A 17,730-nucleotide genomic window follows, 5' to 3' on the forward strand; every position below is an offset into this window, starting at 1 on the left:
AGCCCCAGATCCGCCGTGATCGGGCAGCGAAACGTGGTCAGCCCGCCCATGCCCCGCCTTCCACCGCCTTCCCCCAACCGGCTACCGCCTTCCCCGGCAGACCACCTCACGCCCTCCCCGCCAAGACGACGAACCACCTCGATGTCGCCCGCGTTGTCCCCAGCTTGGCAGACAAGGCCCACAACACGAAAGACAAGGCGAACGGTCACGCCCCGGACCCGGCCGAGGACTCACGGGATCAGCTCGGGCCTTCCGTCAGGTCTTCAGTCAGCCCTGCCCGTCCCAGGTCCCTGGGCGTGGCTGAGCGTCCCGGTCACGATCGCCTTGCGCCGGCAGTGGCTATCCATCGCATGGCAGGACGTACTGTCGCTGGTCAGCACGGGCAAGAGCGCCTGCCCGGCCTTGCCGAGGCCGAGGAGCCGGCTGGTGCAGTCGTGCGCGGGCCGGTCGAGGACGGCGGCCAGATCGTGGGAGATCAGCAGGTACGCGATCGGCACCACGTACGCCTCCCGCGCGATCGGCTCCCGGGCCCGCTCCACCAGCCCCTTCCGCGCGATCAGCTCCCGGGCCCGCTCCACCAGCGCCTTCCGCTCGGCGGTGCCGGGCCGTGGTCGGCGATGAGCCGTGGTGAGTCACCGCCGAGCGCTTTCTCCAGTGCGGCGGCGGGTGTCCCGGCAGGGCCGGGGCGGGTCCTCCTCGTCCCAGGCGAAGGGGCGAGGAGGACGTACCGCGAGTTTTGATGGCTTCACGGACGGCGAGGCCGGGTGAGCGTTTTCCGGGGCGCCGCGTCCCCTCAAGCCCCCGTCCCCGGCGCGGAGCGGCTCGCGAGCGCATGACGGATCACCGCGACCGGATCGCCGAGGTGGTAGACGCGCTCGCTGGGTTCGATGTTGTCGAGGAACTCCTGGTACCGGACGGCGTACGCGAAATGCGCGAGCGGTTCGGCGATCCGTAGCGCCTCGGCCGGACGCGACCGCGGACGTGCGGCGCTCCATGCCGCGATCCAGGCGTCGGCCGCCGCGCGACGCCGGTCCACCGGCAGGTAGTCGATCGCGCGCAGCCCGTCCAGGACCGGATTGCCCAGGTGCGCGTCGGCGAAGTCGAGAACGACCGGGGAGCCGCCGCCGCAGCGCCAGTTGCCCGGGTGGAAGTCCCCATGGACGACCGTGTCGGGCAGGCCGCAGTCGGCCAGCATCTCCCATCGCCGCTGCAGGCGTCCGGCGGCGCGCAGTTCCTCGGGGCTCAGCTGGGCGCCGGTCGGCCCGTCGAGCAGGTCACGAACGGCGGCGGACAGAGTCTCCGGACGGCGATCCGGCAGGCCGTGCGGCGGCTGATCGATGCGGGCCTGCGCGGTGGCCAGGCGACGCACGACGTCCGCCACGGTCTCCAGGGACGCCTCCCAGCAGTCCCTGCCGGGAACGTCCGCCAGCAGCAGCCGGCCCGGCGCGCTCGCCAGGACGGTCGGCACCAGCTCAGGAGCGACCTGGGCCATCGCGGCGATCGCGACCGGCTCGGCGGCGGCGAAGGGAGGGATGGCCTTGAGCCAGACCGGCCCATCGGCGGTCGGCAAGCGGAACAGCCCCGCCAGGTTCCAGGTCTTGCGCTGTTCCGGCCGGCCGGTGAGCGCGACGTGCCGGGACGCCCACGCGAAGAGCTCTCGAAGACCCGACGGTCGTGCCCAGGGCAGCCGGAGCGGGTGGTCGTCGTCCACGAAATCGCAGGTGCCCAGGCTCCCGGGTGGCTGGAGTGCCTCCACGTGGTAGGTCACGTGGCCGCCGCGCCCCCCGTCGGACCCTTCGACGGTGAGCAGGCGCAGGACGACGACGTGCACGCCCAGCGCCTCCTCCAGATGCGCCACGACCGGCTCGACCTCGGCCCACCAGGGGATGTCGACCTGGAAGGGACCGATCACCCCGGCGCACGTGTCGCCGTACGTCACCACCGCTGTCACGACGCGCCCCATCCCGCCAGTGTGACCACCCGTCCTCAAGACCTCGACCGAATAATCGAATAATCGAATGACCGAGTGACGGGCGGATGCGCGCCGGTACTGCGTGATGCTCGGCGTGCCGTCGGCATCTTCCGGCGTCGGCATCCTCCGGCATCCGCTCCCAGCATCACCTCTGTTGACCGTAGGTAAAGATTTCACTACCGTGAGTGCTCGGCGTGTCGTGAAGCTCATCGAGGGGGAAGCCCATGCTCAGACGAGTCGAATCCGACCGGTGGCAGGAAGCGCTCGATGTCAATCCCCTCTACCACGGGCTGGTGCCGGAGGGCGGCGTACCCCGCTTCAAGATGCCGGCCGGCCCGATGAACCCCATCGCGGCGCAGGCGCTCATCCGCGACGAGCTCCTCCTCGACGGCAACGCCCGGCTCAACCTGGCCACCTTCTGCACCACCTGGATGGAGCCCCAGGCCCGCGAGCTCATCGCCGAGACCCTCGATCGCAACCTCGTCGACCACGACCAGTACCCGCAGACGGCCGACATCGAGGCGCGCTGCGTCAACATGCTCGATCACCTGTGGGGCGACCCGAACGGCGTCAGCGTCGGCTGTTCCACCGGTGGTTCCAGCGAGGCGGCCATGCTCGGGGCGCTGGCGATGAAGTTCCAGTGGCGCGCGCGGCGCCGGGCGGCCGGGCTGTCCACCGACCGTCCCAACCTCGTGATGGGCACCGCCGTCCACACCTGCTGGCCGAAGTTCTGCCAGTACTGGGACGTCGAGCCGCGCTGGATGCCGATCACCGAGCCGGCCTTCACCCTGGACCCGGCCCGGCTCGGCGAGTTCTGCGACGAGAACACCATCGGGGTCGTCGGCGTGCTCGGCTCCACCCAGTGCGGCAAGTACGACCCGATCGAGCGGATGGCGGCCGAGCTGGACCGGCTGGAGGCCGAGCGCGGCCTGACGATACCGCTGCACGTGGACGCGGCCGTGGGCGGCTTCATCACCCCGTTCCTGGAGCCCGGCCGGGTGTGGGACTTCCGGCTGCCCCGGGTCCAGTCGATCAACACCTCGGGGCACAAGTTCGGCCTGGTGTACCCGGGCGTCGGCTGGATCGTCTGGCAGGAGCCGGACGCGCTGCCGGAAGACCTGGTGCTCTCCTGCGACCTGCTCGGCGGCAACATCGACACCTTCACGCTCAACTTCTCCCGCTCCGGCGCCCCGGTCGTCGCCCAGTACTACAACTTCCTGCGGCTCGGCTTCGAGGGCTACCGGGCCGTCCAGCAGACCTGCCGGGACGTGGCGACCTACCTCGGCGAGGAGATCGCCAAGGTTCCCGAGCTCTCGCTCATCGCCGACGGCTCCGAACTGCCGGTGCTCGCCGTACGGACCGCCCCCGGCTACAGCGGTTTCACCGTCTTCGACCTGGCCGCCCGGCTGAAGATGCACGGCTGGCAGGCCCCGACCTACTACCTGCCGCCCGCCCTGGAGCACATCGCCGTCATCCGCTTCGTCATCCGCAACGGCTTCAGCCAGGACATCGCCGCCAAACTGCTGGCCGACGTGCGGGCCGAGGTCGAGTACCTGCGCGCCAACCCGGTCCCGCGGCCCCGCACGGCCGCCGCCGCACAGCCCGCCGTGCTGCCGGCCGCGCCGACCCCGGGGTGACGGCGGCGAGGCCGTCGAGGTCATCGCGAGGGGGCGACGCGCCAGACCGTGTTCCCGGCGTCGTCGGCGACCAGGAGCCCGCCCGTCCTGTCCATGATGACGCCGACGGGCCGGCCGTAGGTGGTGCTGTCGTCGGGGTCGGGTTTGAAGCCGGTCAGGAAATCCTGCGGCTTGCCGTCGGGCAGGCCGTTCTTGAACGGGATGTAGACGACCTTGTATCCCACCGGGTCTCCGCGGTTCCACGATCCGTGCTCGCCGACGAAGGCCCCGCCCCGGTAGCGCTCGGGGAACGCGGAGCCGGTGGAGAAGGTCAGGCCGAGCGGGGCGGTGTGGGCGCCGAGCGAGTAGTCGGGGCGGATGGCCTTCGCCACCAGGTCCGGCCGTTCCGGCTGGATCCGGTCGTCGACCCGCTGCCCCCAGTAGCTCCACGGCCAGCCGTAGAAGTCTCCTGCGCGGACGCGGGTCAGGTAGTCGGGTGCGGCGTCGTCCCCCAGCAGGTCGCGCTCGTTCACCACGGTCCAGGGTGTCCTGGTGACCGGCTCGATGGCCAGCCCGTTGGGGTTCCTGATGCCGGAGGCCAGGACGCGCTTGCCGCTGCCGTCCGGGTTGATCTCCAGGACGACCGCGCGTCCTCGCTCGTGTTCGAGCCCGTTCTCCCCCGCGTTGCTGCCCGAGCCCACGGTGACGTAGAGCTTGGTGCCGTCGGAGCTGGGGTGGAGGTTGCGGGTCCAGTGGTTGTTGTAGCCGCCGGCGGGCAGGTCGAGGATCCTGACCCCGGCGGCGGTGATCCGGGTGTCGCCCGGCCGGTACGGGAAGCGCACGACGCCGTCGGTGTTGGCGACGTAGAACCCGTTCCCCAGGAGCGCCATCCCGAAGGGCTGGTTCAGGTTCTCCAGGAACGTGGTCCGGAGGTCGGCGATGCCGTCGCCGTTCGTGTCGCGCAGCAGCGTGATCCTGTTGGCGCTCCGCTGCCGGGTGGAGCCGTCGTTGCGGCGCAGCCAGGAGAAGAACCGCATGGTCAGCGAGTCGGGGTTCTTGGGCAGGGTCGCCGATTCGGCCGCCAGGACGTCGCCGTTGGGCAGCTCGTACAGCCAGCGCGGATGCTCCAGGTCGGCGGCGAACCGGGTGGTGGTGAAGCCCTCCGGCGCGGACGGGGTCCTCCCCGCCGGCCAGCCTCGCACGTCAGGGGCGTTGACCTTGGGGATCGGGAACCGGTCCTGGGGGCCGAGGCTGGGCTCCGGGCCCAGCAGGGCCGGCGTCTGCGCCTCGCCGCCGCGGTTCAGCGCGGAGAAGAGCCCTGCGACCAGGACGGCCACGGCCAGCAGGAGTGCCGGCACGCTCCGGCCCAGGAGGGTGAGCAGTCGTCGCCCCGGCCGGGTGGTCTTCTCGTCGTCCGTCATGCTGGTTCCCCCCTGATAGGGTTGGTTAACAGACGTTAGATGTAACACTCGTTAACCATGAGGGTCAACCCATATGCTCGATCGCGGCAGGATCCTGGAAGCCGGGCTGGAGCTGCTCGAGGAGGACGGCCAGCACGGCGTCACCATGCGCAAGCTGGCCAAACGGCTCGACGTGAGCGCCACGGCCATCTACCACTATTTTGACGGCCGGGAGGCGCTCCTGGAGGCGATCGTCGAGCACGTCTGCGGACGGATCGTCAGCGAGACGCCGGGCGAGGGCGACTGGGCCGAGCGCCTCAGGGGCCTGCTGATCAGCATGGTCGACCACCTGTCCGCGCACCCCCGCGCCTCGGCGTGGGCCGTCACCGCCTACGCCAGGCGGGCTCCGGTGCTCAAGCTGCACGACGCCATTCTCGGCGTGCTGCTGGACGCCGGCTTCCCGGCCGACAAGGCGGTTCGCGTCAAGGCGGCGGTGATGCGGCTGTGCGTGGGCCATATGGTGCTGAACGAGGCGGCCGGCCGCGAGGAGGTCGCCTACTCGGCCGAGGAGTATCCCCATTACCACGCGGTGGAGGCGGCCCAGCGCCGGTCCGACCAGCAGCAGAACTTCCTGTTCGCCCTCGACGCGCTGCTGGCGGGCATCGCCTCTTAACGGTTGTTAACTCAGCGGCAAGGCGGTTACTCGACGGCCAGGCGAACGCCGAGCAGGGCCGGCGCCGACCCGGTCAGCACGAGCCGGCCGGTGCAGACGCCCGGGACCGCCAGGATGCCGCCGCGCCGGCTGCCGCTGAGGGTACGCGAGATGAACAGCGCGGCGTCAGCGCGTCTCAGGGGCACGGCCGTTCCGGGCCTCGGCGTTGATCAGCGGCAGCCACAAGCGGGTGGCGTACCGGGCGGCCTCGTCCAGGCCGAGGGTGCGGCCCTCCGCTCGGGCGGAGGCGGCCCAGGAGCGGGCGGATTCGGCGTCGGTGAAGAAGTTGACCAGCGGGCACCACTGGTCGACGACGGAGGCGACCGGGGCCTGCTCCGCGACGAACAGCACGTACGCAGCGGGATGCCCCACGGGCACGCCGCCGCGTACGTCGATGCGCATCCGGCCCCCGGCGCCGGGGGCCTCCGACTCGATCCAGCCGTCGGTGGCGAGCGCGCCGAGGATGCCGAGCGCGTCCAGCGCACACCAGGTGTGACGCTCGGCCGGGCCCGCCGCGATGCGGTGGCGGGTCGGCACCAGGGTGAGGCCCAGGCTCGCCAGTACGTCCCCGTCCGCGGTCCTGCGGATGCGCCCGGCCCGGTCGAGCAGGTCGAGGTCGGCCACCACGGTCTCGGTCTCCTCGCCGAGTTCCGCCGCCAGCCGCCGCGGCGGAACGGGGTCGGGCGATCGCAGCAGCAGGTGGAAGGCGGCGGCGCGCAGGGCCGCCTGCCGGGGCTCCAGGGTGATGGGCGGCGGCCCGTACCGGGTCCCGGTCATGACGTCCCTCTCTCGGTGGCCGCGGGTGGGGGCGGGGGTCAGCCGCCGCCGTGCGGGAAGCGGTCGCGTTCGCCCCGGTAGTAGCTAAGCATGTGGGTGTTGGCGCGCAGCGTCGTGTCGAGCGTGTCGGCGAAGGCGGCCAGCGAGTTCCCCGGTACGGCGAGCAGCAGCCGGTCATCGCCTATCCGGGTGAACGTCCGCATTCCGGCGCAGCCGAAGGACAGTTGCGGGTGTGCCTCGGCGATGGCCATCGGCAGGGCGGCGCAGCCGGGGCGGCCGGTCAGCATCGGGCCGCCCGAGGTCCAGGCGGCGGTGCCCATGGCCTCGCTGCACACCATCGCCTGCGCGGCCGTCACCCACAGCAACGCCACGTCGGGCGGGGTCTCGCAGCGTGACAGGGGGCCGTAGACGATGCCGGCGTAGGCCTGCTTCATGTGCGGGATGTGCGGGGGCTCCTCGGCGCGCAGGTACTGCTCCTGGCACATCCCGCCGACCAGCTCGCCGAGCCGGCCTTTCAGCTCCTCGGACAGTTCGAATCCCATGACCATGGAGCCGATCGGGCAGTTGTGGTGGCGTTCGGCCGAGGCGTAGAAGACGCCCTTCTCCGCCTCGCGCCAGAAGGCGCAGGCGGAGGGCACGGCGGCGGCCGGCACGTCCATCCCCGCGGGTGCCCGCTCGACGAAGGTCAGGGCCACCGGCGGCGTGTCGAGAGCGAGTCCGGTGCTGATGCGCTGGGCCACGGCGGCGAAGTCCATACGTTCTCCTCGATCAGTCGTCAGACGGGCGGCGGGGTGGTCAGGGCGCGGGGCAGGTGTCGGCCTTCGCCGCCGAGGTCGAGGCTCTCGCGCCAGCGCACGGCGGCCCGTTCGGTGGCCTCGCGCACCGGCAGCACCTCGCCGGGGACGTCCCTGGCCCGGGTCCACGCGCGTGCGGCCGCCGCGCTCTCGAACAGGGCGAAGGTGGGGCAGTACTCGGCCGACAACGACCCGCAGGTCCGGCGGAAGGAGTCGCTGGGCCAGTGGACCGCCCTGCCCTCCTCCCGGGGCAGCGGGCCGTCGAACACCGTCCGCAGCCGGGCCCCGCTGGCCGGGCAGTGCGAGACGACCTCGCCGCCCAGGGCCAGCGCGCTCATGACGCCGAGGGCGGTGTTGGCGCACCAGGCCCACAGCACCCGGGCGCCGACGTGCAGCTCGTAGTCGCTGGGCACGACCGAGATCCCGGCCGAGGCGACGATCCTGCCGTCGGCGCCGCGGGTCATCCTCCCCCGCTCCTCCTGGGCGCCGACCTCCCGCTCGGCGGTGGCCGGGTCGGTTCCCATGGCGGTGGCGAGGGCCTGCACGGACAGCGGCGCGCCGGTCGTGAGCAGGGCCCGGCAGGCCACGTCCAGCACCTCGGCGACGGTCTCGGGCTGGCCGGCGGTGTGCTTCACGTCCAGCTCACCACGGTCTCGTCGGAGCAGAAACCCATGTTCCACGCCATGGTCGTACGTTTGGCGCCGGGCGGGCTGGCCTCGACGGCGTGCACGTGCTCGCCGTTGAAGACGTAGATGTCGCCGGGCCGGACGTCCAGCCAGATGGACTCGATGCCGTCCAGGACCTCCGGCGGGTAGGGGCTGCCGGAGTAGTACAGGCCGAGCCGGGACTTGCTGTCGTCGTCCGGCACCACGTTCCACATCACCAGGCGGCCGTTGTCGCTGTTCTCCAGGCACATGTTCACCGCGCACACCGTGTACTCCAGCGTGCGCTGCACCTCGAAGCCGGCCTGCTGCGGCTCGCGGCACTGGGAGGCGTCCTCGTGCGGCTGCAGCGCGAACGCGCCGCCCGCGTTCCAGTGCCTCATCAGGACCGGGCACGCGCCGGCGCCGTCCTGGGCGGCGGGACGGAAGGTGACGCCTTCCGCCGCGAGCCGCTCGCGCAGCATCGTCCGGAACATCGTCACGGGCTCGCCGGGCACGTCGAGCAGCTTGCGCAGGTAGCCGGCGATCCCGGCGCTCTCGGCCAGGTAGGTCGCCGTGGGCTTGTGGTAGTGGTAGGCGCCGACGTAGTAGCCGAGCGACTCGCAGACCTCGCCGCCCCGCCGCTTGCGCGCCGGGCTCTCCCAGAACCGGCGGACCAGCTCGGCGGCGGCCCCCGCGTCGATGACGCCGCGGTAGACGACCCCCAGGACGCGGCGGCGCAGGACGTCGATGACCGGGTCGAGGTCGAGGTGGTCGTGTTCGAGGAAGCGGAAGTACGCCGGATCGCCGTGCCAGCCGGTCAGACGGCCCGGCTCGGTGCCCCGTGCGGTGCTCGTCGTCATGGCGTGCCTTCCGCGGATGAGGAGTGGAGGAACGTCGTGATGCGCCGCAGACCCTCGCGGATCCGCTCGCGGGGCGCGCTCAGCGAGAAGCGCACGCAGCCTTCGCCGCTGGGGCCGAACTCGCTGCCCGGCGTGAGCGCGACGTGCGTGTGCTCCAGGAGCCGGGCGGCGAACGCGGCCGAGCCGCCGGTCCCCTCCGGCTGGTGGACCAGGGTGTAGAAGCCGCCGCGCGGCTCGTACACCGGGCGCAGCCCGCCGCGTGCCAGCTCCTCGCGCAGGCATTCCTGGCGCCCGCGCAGCTCGTCCCTGATCTGCTTCTGGATCGTCTCGGCGTTCTCCAGCGCGGTGACCGCTCCCCATTGCGCGAAGGTGCTGGTTCCGACGAACAGGTACTCGTGCATGCGGGTGAGGCGGGACCGCAGCCATTCGGGGACGATCACATAGCCCAGGCGCCATCCCGTCATGGCGAAGCTCTTGGAGAAGCTGCCGACGGAGACGGCGTTGTCGCTGAACTCCAGGATGGTGTGCGGGCGCTCGTCGGCGAAGGCCAGCCCGTGATAGACCTCATCGGCCACCACGAGCGGCCCGATCCCGGCGAAGGCGCGCAGCTCGTCCGGGCCGGCGAGGGAGCCGACCGGGTTGGACGGGAAGTTGATCAGCAGCGCCCTGGTGGCCGGGGTCACGCAGGAGGCGGCCAGCTCGGCCGTGTGCAGGTAGCCGTGCCCGGCCGCGGCCGCGCGGACCGCCTTGCCGCGGGCGGCCTCGACCAGGCTCGGGTACGCCGGATACCCCGGATCGGGGATGACCACCTCGTCCCCCGGCTCCAGGAGCGCCAGGAACAGCTCCAGCATCGCGGCCGAGGAGCCGGAGTTGACCACCACGCGGGCCGGGTCCACGTCCACCCCGTACACGCGGCCGTAATGGTCGCTGATCGCCTGGCGCAGCTCGGGCAGGCCGCTGCTGTGGGAGTAGCGGGTCCTGTTCTCCCGCAGCGCCTGGACGGCCCGCTCCTTGACCAGGTCGTGGGTGTCCAGGTCCAGCTCGCCCTTCTCCAGGTGCACCACCGGCTTGCCCAGGCGTTCCAGGCGTGCGGCCTCGTCCACGATCCCCATGCAGGTGCGGGCCTGCGCGGTGGCGCCGCACGGTTGTGGCGAGCTCATCGGGGCGCACCCCCGATCGGGGTGGCGACCAGGCAGAACGCCTGGCACATGTCCACCGGCAGCACGTCCAGCACCTTCATGCCGGCCTCGACCGCCATGGCCTCCCATTCCTCGCGCGCCGCCAGCCGCTGGGCGGTGTACTCGTGCAGCAGCTCGTACTCGGGCACGAACAGCTGGTTCTCCCGGTACATGTGGTCCACCGTCCCGGACACCTCGACCATGGCCAGGCTGCCGCCCTCACCGAGCAGGTCGGCGATCTCCCTGAGCAGCCGTACGGTGCCGGCCCGGCCGCGCTGGCGCAGGATCTCGTGGAGCAGGAACATCACCGTGATCATGTCCACGCCCGCCACGACCTCGCGGGGCAGGGACGCGACCTCGGCGGCGTCGCCCTCGATGATGGTGACCCGGTCCTGGAGCCCCTCGCGCAGCACGGTCTCGCGCGCCACGGCGCAGGAGTTGGGGTCGCGGTCCACGCCCACGCCCCGCACGCCGCCGGCGCAGATGTGGGCGAGCATCCGCGCGCTTCCGCAGCCGAGGTCCAGGACCTTGCGGGCGCCGCTGGTCCGGACGACCTCGGTGACGGTGCCCATCATCCGGTCCTCCAGCGAGGTGAGCCCGCGCACCATCTCCTCGTGGGAGCGCTTGACGTCCCGGCCGTACTTCAGCCTGCCGCACAGCAGGTCCTCGATCCGGGAGAAGACGGGCTCGTAGGCGCCCACCATCGTGGACAGGTAGCCGAAGTACGGGCTCGCGGCCGTGCCGCGCTCGCTCAGCCGGTAGACGTCCTGCCCGGTCTTGTCCAGGTAGCCGCGGACGATGAGATAGTCGAAGATCGGCCGCAGCTCGGCGGGCTCGCCGACGCCGAGCCGGTCGGCGATGGCGGCCAGCTCCAGGTCCTCTCCCGCCGCGCCGCGCTCCAGCACGCCCAGCCGCCACAGGGCCAGCAGGGCCTTGGTCGTGTAGTACCCCTTGGCCAGCTTGAAGATCTCGTCCTGACCGTCGATGGGAACGGTCATGGGATGCCTCCTCGGCGTCAGACGGACGGGGTGAGTTGTTCCTCGGTGGGTTCGGCGCAGCAGTACCACGGCTCGCTGAGCCGGGGAACGGGCAGGTTGCCGCCCCGCAGCACGGCCGGGGGCTCCAGCGGCACGTCCCGCCGTCCCGTGCTCTCCCGGCAGGCGGCGGCAGCCACCCGCCACACCTGCGCGAACGTCTCCGTACGGGTGGCCTGGGCGCGCATGGTCCGCTTGACCGCCTCCATCACCTCGTCGTACAGGCGGTCCACGCGCGGGTCCGGGTGCGCCCACGGGTAGGCCAGCGACGGCTCGTCGAACTCCGCGACCAGCTCGCTCACCTCCGGCAGCTCCAGCAGCCGGGAGCCGCGGGGTATGAGCAGGCGGATGGCGTACTGGATGGGCGCGATGTTCTCCGTCAGGCCCTGCTCGGCGATGACCGTGAGCAGGTCCAGGTAGTTCTCCGGCGTGGTCCACGGGGTGAAGGTGACGAACGTGGGGTTCAGGCCCAGCCCGGCCTCGCGGAACAGGCCGGCCACCCGGATGAAGTCGTCGCGGGTGTGCAGCTTGTCGAAGTAGGTCAGGATCCGGTCGTCGACGGACTCCACCGCGCTGGTCACGAACAGGCACCCGGTGTCGCGCAGGGTCGGCAGGTGCTCGGCCTGCTTGATGAGGTGCTCCACCTTGATCGTCACGTCGTAGGTGAGCTCGGGGTGCCGCTCGTGCAGCTCCTTGACCACGCCCAGGGCGTGGGCCGGGCCGTTGAAGAAGTCGGGGTCGCCGAACGTGATGTGCTGCGCCCCGGCGGCGACCTGCGCGTCGATGTCCTGGAGCACCACGTCCCGCTGCACCACGCGGAACCGGCCGTTGTAGACCGGCACGATCGGGCAGTGCCGGCACAGGTGTTTGCAGCCGCGCGTGGCCTCGGTGTAGCCGACCACCCGCCGCTGCCCGTCCCCCAGCGTGAGGTAGGCGTACTTGTCCAGCAGCGGCAGGGTCCGCCGGTCGGGCACCAGGAACCGCTGGCGTGACAGGGAGATCAGGGGCTCTGGCTGGGGCTCCGGCGAGGCGGCCGGCCGGTCGCCGGCGGCCAGGCGGGTGGCGAGCGAGAGCAGGCCCTCCTCGAACTCGCCGCCGATGACCGTCTGCGCGCCCAGTTTGCGCAGGAACGCCTCGTTGACCGGCGCGTACAGGCCGTAGAAGCACAGGTGGGCGTCCGGGTTGAGCTTGCGCAGCCGCTCGGTCAGCGGCGTGGCCAGCCGGGTCGCCGTGTGCATGGGCACGTAGACGGCGATCAGGTCCGCGGCGCGGATCCTGGACTCGTCCAGCTCCTCGACCGCCAGGTCCAGGCACGACACCGTCGCGCCGGCCTTCCGCAGCCACGCGGCGGGCGAAGCCAGGCCGAAGGGCTGATGACCCAGTTCGTACGTGGACAGGAGCACGATATTAATCGGGCCTGCAATTTTGTCCATGGCGCGACGCGCTTCCTGTAGGGGCTGGAAACCGCACTGCCGCACAGGCCGGAAAAGGGGCACCGGAAAAGGGGCACCGGAATACGAGCGTCTTGGTCCACCGGCGCCTGTGCGGGTGAACATCGTGCCGTACATCCGGGAGGCTAACAGCTTTGTCACGGCAAGCCAAGAGCGCCGTAATTCCGTGAAGCGCGCCGGCCCAGGAGTTCAGCGACGGACCCGTGGGTGAACAGGTCGGCCGGAATGGCGGAAACGGTGCCAGAGAAATGGCGGGAGAGCGGGCCCGACCGGCCGTGACCTGCCCTCGCGGGCGCCGCGCGCTCAGTGATCCCCGGCGAGCCGGCATGCGATTCTCCCCCAAAAGGATCAATTCGGGCACCAAATCAATGTCCAGACATAACGTCGACAGAAAGGAGTGCTCGCCGGGCGATGGATATCGTGTACGCGAGAGGCGGCGTTCAGGGCGGTCGCACTGGTGGACGATTCACCTGGGCGCTTGTACAGAAGGGGCGATCGGTGAAAATCGGAGAGCGTGATCTCACGGACGCGTTCCATGTGGGCGAAGCCCGGAGCGAGCTCATCGGGCTGGAGCTCGAAATGGCCGCCGTGGACCCCGCCACCGGACGCGCGGCGCCGTACGCGGGGCCGCGCGGCGTGCGCAGGATCCTGGAGCACGTGCTCGAAGCCGATTCGGGCACGCCGGTGTTCGACGAGGACGTCCTGGTCGCGGTGAGGCGGCGGGACGGGTCCGTCATCGCCCTGGAGCCCAGCTCGGCACTGGAGTACTCATCCGCTCCCTGCCGGGGTCTCACCGGGCTGATGGCGCAGGCCGGCTCCGAGCTGAGGCGGCTCGCGGACGTGGCGGGACGTCTCGGCATCGCGCTCGTGCCCGGCGGGAACTATCCGTTCAACGACATCTCCAGCGTCAACTGGACGCCGAACCGCCGTATCCAGATCATGTCCGACTACTTCTCCTCAGTGGGCGACCAGGGCCTGTGGGGGCCGCACGTCATGGGCCTGACCGTGTCCACGCAGGCCACCTTCGATTTCCTGTCGGCGGCCGACCTCGGCAGAAAGCTCCAGATGCTGGTCACCGTCTCGCCGGTCGCGACCGCGCTCTTCGTGAACTCGCCTCTTGAGAACGGAAGGCCCACCGGCCTGCGGTCGAGCCGCATGCGCTACTGGTCCAAGCACAGCCCGGGGCGTAGCGGCGTCCTGCCGCCCGCCCTGCGGCCGGAGTTCTCCCTCGACGCGTTCGTGGAGTGGGCGGCCGCGCTGCCGATGATCTACCGCAAGAAGGGGCGGGGCTACGCGCCCGCACCCGCGCGGCCCTTCCACGAGGTCCTGCGCCACGGTTTCGGGGACGGCACCATGCCGACGTGGACCGATTGGGAGATGCACCTGTCCCAGATCTGGACCGACGTGCGGCTGCGTCGCACGCTGGAGGCCCGCGCCTGCGACGGGCCGCCCGCGGAACACGTGGGCTCGCTGCCCGCGTTCTGGACCGGCCTCGTCTACGATCCCGCCTCCTGCCGGGCGGCGTGGGAGCTGACCCGCGGGCATGGCGTGGAGGACTACAAGAGGACCATGCTCGACATCGCCCATCGCGGCCTCGGCGCCGACTTCCTCGGCGCCCCCGTGCGGGAGATCGCCGGTGAGCTGGTGCGCCTGGCCCGCGAGGGCCTCAGCAGGCGGGTCGCCGACGACCTTGAGAGCCCTTCCGTGCTGCGGCACCTCGATCCGCTCGAAGAGATCCTCTCCACCGGCGAGACCTGGGCCGACCGGTGCGTACGCCGCTGGGAGGGCGAGTTCCGCCACCGGCCCGACCAGTTCGTCAAGGCCTACCAGCTCTGAGGACGCCCGCGTGCCCGGCCGCGCTGGAGATCGTCACGCTCCGCTCCGCGGGCTACCCGGCGACCCGGCCGGGGGCGCTGTAGGCGTAGCCGAGGCGTCCCTCGTTCCGCTGGCCCTCGCATCCCGGATCGGCGGAAACGAAGTGGTCGCCGTTACGCGGGATGTAACACCTGTGCAGGGGGACGGTGCCGGGCACCTGCTGGGTGTGGATGTGGCCGACCGGGCCGAGCGGTCGCAGGCCCTCGCACCCGGGCTCGCGGCTGAGCAGGTTGTGGCCACCCACCTGGCATTCGTACAGGGGGACGGTTCCGGCGACCTGGTCACGGTACAGCCCCCAGCTGCCTTCGGCCGTGAAACCCGGGGGCAGCGCGCGGGAGGAGGCCCAGTGGCCGCGCGTGGGATGGTTGCCACGGGTGAGCCTGGTGAACGGCAGGTGTTCGAAGCCGCAGGACAGCTGGGGTGGTGTCAGGTCGTTGCGGTTGGCCAGCGCCCAGGTGGACCAGGAGGGTTTGGCGGTGCCGTCGGGGTTGCGCAGCCCGAGCGCGAGCCCGCCCGCGACCTCGTCGGGATGGTCGCTCATGCGGTGGTAGACGTAGTTCACGATGCCCGGCGTGCCCAGGACATTGCGGAAGGACTGGCACACCGCGGCGGCCTGGCGCTGAGGCGTGGACGGGGCGAGGGAGTTGACCCCGCTCTCGGTGAGCTGCACCTGCGACCAGGCGGCGCTCCGGCCGGGGAAGGTGGCGCGCAGCCAGCCCACCAGCACACCGAGGTTGCCGTAGGTGACGTAGGGATAGTCGTCGGCGGAGAAGACATCGCTGCGCAGGTCTCGCGCGTACGGGTGGAAGGCGACGCGCCACTGCCTGTCGCCGGCCCGCTCGGCCAGGCCGCGCAGCACCGTCTGACCGGCCAGGGTGGCATCCGTGGCGGCGGGCCTCTCCAGCTCGACGCCGAACTGGTGATCCAGCGAGATCAGCACGTGCGCGCTGGGCTGCTCGGCGACCACCCGGTCGTAGGCGGCGTTGTAGTTCGCCGAGATCTCCGTCACCCACCGGGCGGTGTCGCAGGCTTCCCCCTGGCCGCAGCCGATGTCGAACCAGGTATTGCTGTTGACCTCGTTGCCGACGACGAAGTCGGCCACCCGGCCGCGATCATGTAACCCGTCGTACCGTTCGGCGAGCATGCCGGCGAACCGGGCATAGTCGGCCGGGTCGTTCGGCGTGCAGAAGAGGTCGAAACCGGGGGCGGCAGGAGAGCACGGCTTGCCGGCCCGTGCCCAGGCGGGCGTGCCGTACACGATGCCGGTGACCACCAGGCCCCGTCCGCTCCAGTCCCGGATCTCAGCGTCCACCCCGGCCGGCACGGTGAAGCAGCGGCCGTCGTACTCCTGCTCGCCCGCGGCGCAGGGCGCCTGCTCGACCTGCGGCTCCCAATGAGCCCACACCAGGTTGAGCGCCACGCCGCCGGTGTTGTTCCCGGCGATCTCCGCCTTGTCCGGCCAGGAATCCGGCTGAAGGGATTTGATCCGGTACGCCTCACGTACCGGATAGGGAAGCTCGATGCCGCTCGCCTGCACGGTGGTTGGGGTCAGTGCGGCCAGAAGCGCGCCGACGATCACCCACCACCTTGAATAGGCCCGCATGGGGGTCCTTTCTCGCGGAGAAAGACGGAGGTCGCGCCGCTCACGTACCGGCGCGGATCTCCCTGATCACCGGCCATCCCCACGACGCCGGGGCCGTCGCGTTCCGAGTCGGTGGCCCGTTACCGGGGCGAGGGCGAGGCGGCGTTCGAGCCCGCTCGTCCCGCATCGGGACGAGCGGGCGTCAAGGAGCCTGGCGCGATGCCAGCGGGGGTGAGGCCGCCAGCACTTGCTGGAAGTCGTAGACCAGCAGGAGGTCATACCCTTCGAGGGAGCCGAGGCCCTCGTAGACGCGCCAGGCGACCTCGGCCTCCTCGTGGCGCGAGGTGCCGGTGCCGCGGTATCGGAAGGTCAGACAGACCGGATAACGCGACAGCGGCATCTCTCGATCCTCGTGCCGTGGTTCCATACCGAAGCCGTGAGTGAGTGCGACATCCACCACCACCTGGCCGACCTCGCCGATGAAGTCGGCGTACGGGTAATGGACCCGCTCGAATCCCACGCCGAGCAGTTCGCCGAGATCCTCCACCAGCCGGGCCGGATTCCTCCAGGGCCGGAGAAACAGGTAGTGATACGAACTCACTGTCAGGTCAGCTCCTCGTCCACAGGATGTCGAAACCGTCGCCGACGATCCTGATGTAGTTCATGGTGTGGTTGGGGTTGTAGTCGAAGAACATCTGCCGTCCCTGCAGGGCCGTCTCCCGTGTCGCACCATACCCGCGCGTGTCGACCAGCACGTTCGCCGACTGGCCCTGCGCGCTCTCGATCTGCCGCTTCACTGTGCTGGGATTGTCGGTCGTCACAAGCTTGAACTCGAGCGGGAAGGTCCCGTCGATCAGGGCGTCGGGCCTGCGCTCGGTGTTCGTGGAGGGAATCGCCTTGACGTAGCGGCCCTCGCTCTTGAGGAGCTCGGCCACCCGTCGTTCCTGGTCCGGATCCCGGTTGGGCGGACTGTCGAACTGGGACTCGGTCTCGTCGATGTAGCCGACCGGTGGCATGGCGTCGAACACCCGCGCCGGGACCGTGAGGATCGGCTTGTCGCCGTGGCCGTTTCGCCGTAGGTCATCCGCCGTGGGGAAGGTGACCCGGCCGCCGGTCACGACCATGCCGATCTGCGGCGCGTTGGGCTTCCTGATGAACGTCCCGTCGGCGATCCGGGTGGGCAACGCCTCGTACACCCGCGCGGGGATCACCTGCATCGGCTTGTCGCCGTAGCCGGCGCCGTTCAGCTCCTCCATGCTCTGGAACGGGACGCGAGCCCCGCCGACAATGGCCGCTTGAGTGGTGGACCCGGCGTTCTTGATCCGAGTACCGTCGGCGATCCGGGTGGTGAGCTGCTTCCACAGCCTGTTGGGGATCACGAGCATCGGCTTGTCGCCGTAGCCGGCGCCGTTCAGCTCCTCCATGCTCTGGAACGCGACGCGAGCCCCGCCGACGATAGCGGCCTGACCCGAGGATCCTTCGTCCTTGACGCGCGTCCCGTCGAGCAGGAGGTGATCGACGGAATACTGGTTGACGGCCACCGCCCGGTCGCATCCGGATCCTCCCGGGCAGGCGTCCGCCGGGTCGGGGACGCCACCGAGCACGTTGTACTGCCGGTTGCCGTTGTCCAGGGCCGCCAGGCGAGTGCCGTCCACCGGCACGGACTTCTGGTGATCACGGCTGTCCACGCTCCACGCGGTCACCAGGACCGGGTTGCCGCAGCCGACGGCGCAGTTGGTGATCAGCAGAGGAGCGCCGCCCGCGAACTTGAACGTCCGGCTGCGTTCGTCGCGTACCGTGGCCCCGTCCGCCGGAGATGGGCGCATGTGTTCCAG

The 17,730-nt window shown here is 70.9% G+C and carries 17 protein-coding genes; 3 read left to right on the top strand and 14 right to left on the bottom strand.

Annotation, left to right across the window (positions count from 1 at the left end; genetic code table 11):
* Positions 1-263 precede the first annotated feature (263 nt).
* Positions 264-578: a hypothetical protein gene (locus tag AB0H75_RS08150; RefSeq protein ID WP_367792409.1), complete on the bottom strand. Its 315-nt coding sequence runs from the start codon at positions 576-578 to the stop codon at positions 264-266.
* A 215-nt stretch (positions 579-793) separates the two neighbouring features.
* A complete protein-coding gene (locus AB0H75_RS08155) occupies positions 794-1,963 on the bottom strand; it encodes an aminoglycoside phosphotransferase family protein (protein ID WP_367792412.1) in 1,170 nt (389 codons plus the stop codon).
* Between the two features lie 233 nt (positions 1,964-2,196).
* Here AB0H75_RS08155 and AB0H75_RS08160 point away from each other — a divergent pair, with 233 nt between their 5' ends.
* Complete coding sequence (locus AB0H75_RS08160; protein ID WP_367792415.1) at positions 2,197-3,609, top strand: glutamate decarboxylase; 1,413 nt, start codon at positions 2,197-2,199, stop codon at positions 3,607-3,609.
* A gap of 20 nt (positions 3,610-3,629) precedes the next feature.
* Here AB0H75_RS08160 and AB0H75_RS08165 read toward each other — a convergent pair whose 3' ends face one another.
* Complete coding sequence (locus AB0H75_RS08165) at positions 3,630-5,009, bottom strand: sorbosone dehydrogenase family protein (RefSeq protein WP_367792418.1); 1,380 nt, start codon at positions 5,007-5,009, stop codon at positions 3,630-3,632.
* Between the two features lie 73 nt (positions 5,010-5,082).
* Here AB0H75_RS08165 and AB0H75_RS08170 point away from each other — a divergent pair, with 73 nt between their 5' ends.
* Entirely contained in the window at positions 5,083-5,661 is a 579-nt protein-coding gene (locus AB0H75_RS08170; protein WP_367792421.1) for a TetR/AcrR family transcriptional regulator, read from the top strand.
* Positions 5,662-5,687: 26 nt separating this feature from the next.
* On the opposite strand, the gene AB0H75_RS08175 is transcribed toward AB0H75_RS08170, so the two are convergent.
* From AB0H75_RS08175 to AB0H75_RS08210, 8 genes are read right to left on the bottom strand one after another with little or no spacing between them, the layout of a single operon-like run.
* Complete coding sequence (locus AB0H75_RS08175) at positions 5,688-5,846, bottom strand: hypothetical protein (RefSeq protein ID WP_367792424.1); 159 nt, start codon at positions 5,844-5,846, stop codon at positions 5,688-5,690.
* Positions 5,827-6,477: an organomercurial lyase gene (gene merB, locus AB0H75_RS08180; RefSeq protein ID WP_367792427.1), complete on the bottom strand. Its 651-nt coding sequence runs from the start codon at positions 6,475-6,477 to the stop codon at positions 5,827-5,829. The genes AB0H75_RS08175 and merB (AB0H75_RS08180) overlap by 20 nt, the downstream gene beginning before the upstream one ends.
* Positions 6,478-6,515: 38 nt before the next feature.
* Positions 6,516-7,232 (bottom strand): DUF169 domain-containing protein, encoded by a 717-nt coding sequence (locus tag AB0H75_RS08185; RefSeq protein WP_367792430.1) that lies wholly within the window; start codon positions 7,230-7,232, stop codon positions 6,516-6,518.
* Between the two features lie 20 nt (positions 7,233-7,252).
* Complete coding sequence (gene merB, locus AB0H75_RS08190) at positions 7,253-7,906, bottom strand: organomercurial lyase (RefSeq protein ID WP_367792433.1); 654 nt, start codon at positions 7,904-7,906, stop codon at positions 7,253-7,255.
* Positions 7,903-8,775: a hypothetical protein gene (locus AB0H75_RS08195; protein WP_367792436.1), complete on the bottom strand. Its 873-nt coding sequence runs from the start codon at positions 8,773-8,775 to the stop codon at positions 7,903-7,905. The genes merB (AB0H75_RS08190) and AB0H75_RS08195 overlap by 4 nt, the downstream gene beginning before the upstream one ends.
* Positions 8,772-9,935 (bottom strand): pyridoxal phosphate-dependent aminotransferase, encoded by a 1,164-nt coding sequence (locus tag AB0H75_RS08200; protein ID WP_367792439.1) that lies wholly within the window; start codon positions 9,933-9,935, stop codon positions 8,772-8,774. Before AB0H75_RS08200 ends, AB0H75_RS08195 begins: the two co-directional genes overlap by 4 nt.
* Entirely contained in the window at positions 9,932-10,951 is a 1,020-nt protein-coding gene (locus AB0H75_RS08205; RefSeq protein WP_367792442.1) for a class I SAM-dependent methyltransferase, read from the bottom strand. The genes AB0H75_RS08200 and AB0H75_RS08205 overlap by 4 nt, the downstream gene beginning before the upstream one ends.
* Before the next feature lie 17 nt (positions 10,952-10,968).
* Positions 10,969-12,399, bottom strand: coding sequence for a CUAEP/CCAEP-tail radical SAM (seleno)protein (locus tag AB0H75_RS08210; protein WP_367794180.1), 1,431 nt, complete (start codon positions 12,397-12,399; stop codon positions 10,969-10,971).
* Positions 12,400-12,975: 576 nt separating this feature from the next.
* Here AB0H75_RS08210 and AB0H75_RS08215 point away from each other — a divergent pair.
* Positions 12,976-14,274 (top strand): glutamate-cysteine ligase family protein, encoded by a 1,299-nt coding sequence (locus tag AB0H75_RS08215; protein WP_367792445.1) that lies wholly within the window; start codon positions 12,976-12,978, stop codon positions 14,272-14,274.
* A 52-nt stretch (positions 14,275-14,326) separates the two neighbouring features.
* Here the strand turns inward: AB0H75_RS08215 and AB0H75_RS08220 are convergent, their stop codons facing one another.
* The 3 genes from AB0H75_RS08220 to AB0H75_RS08230 form a co-directional block, all read right to left on the bottom strand.
* Positions 14,327-15,916: a DUF5722 domain-containing protein gene (locus tag AB0H75_RS08220; RefSeq protein ID WP_367792448.1), complete on the bottom strand. Its 1,590-nt coding sequence runs from the start codon at positions 15,914-15,916 to the stop codon at positions 14,327-14,329.
* 181 nt (positions 15,917-16,097) lie between these two features.
* Positions 16,098-16,496, bottom strand: coding sequence for a hypothetical protein (locus AB0H75_RS08225; RefSeq protein ID WP_367792450.1), 399 nt, complete (start codon positions 16,494-16,496; stop codon positions 16,098-16,100).
* Between the two features lie 7 nt (positions 16,497-16,503).
* Positions 16,504-17,730, bottom strand: a 1,227-nt coding sequence (locus AB0H75_RS08230; protein ID WP_367792453.1) for a hypothetical protein, incomplete at its 5' end; no start/stop codon positions are given.

Origin of the sequence: Nonomuraea sp. NPDC050783, assembly GCF_040802095.1 — a bacterium.
Lineage (GTDB): Bacteria > Actinomycetota > Actinomycetes > Streptosporangiales > Streptosporangiaceae > Nonomuraea.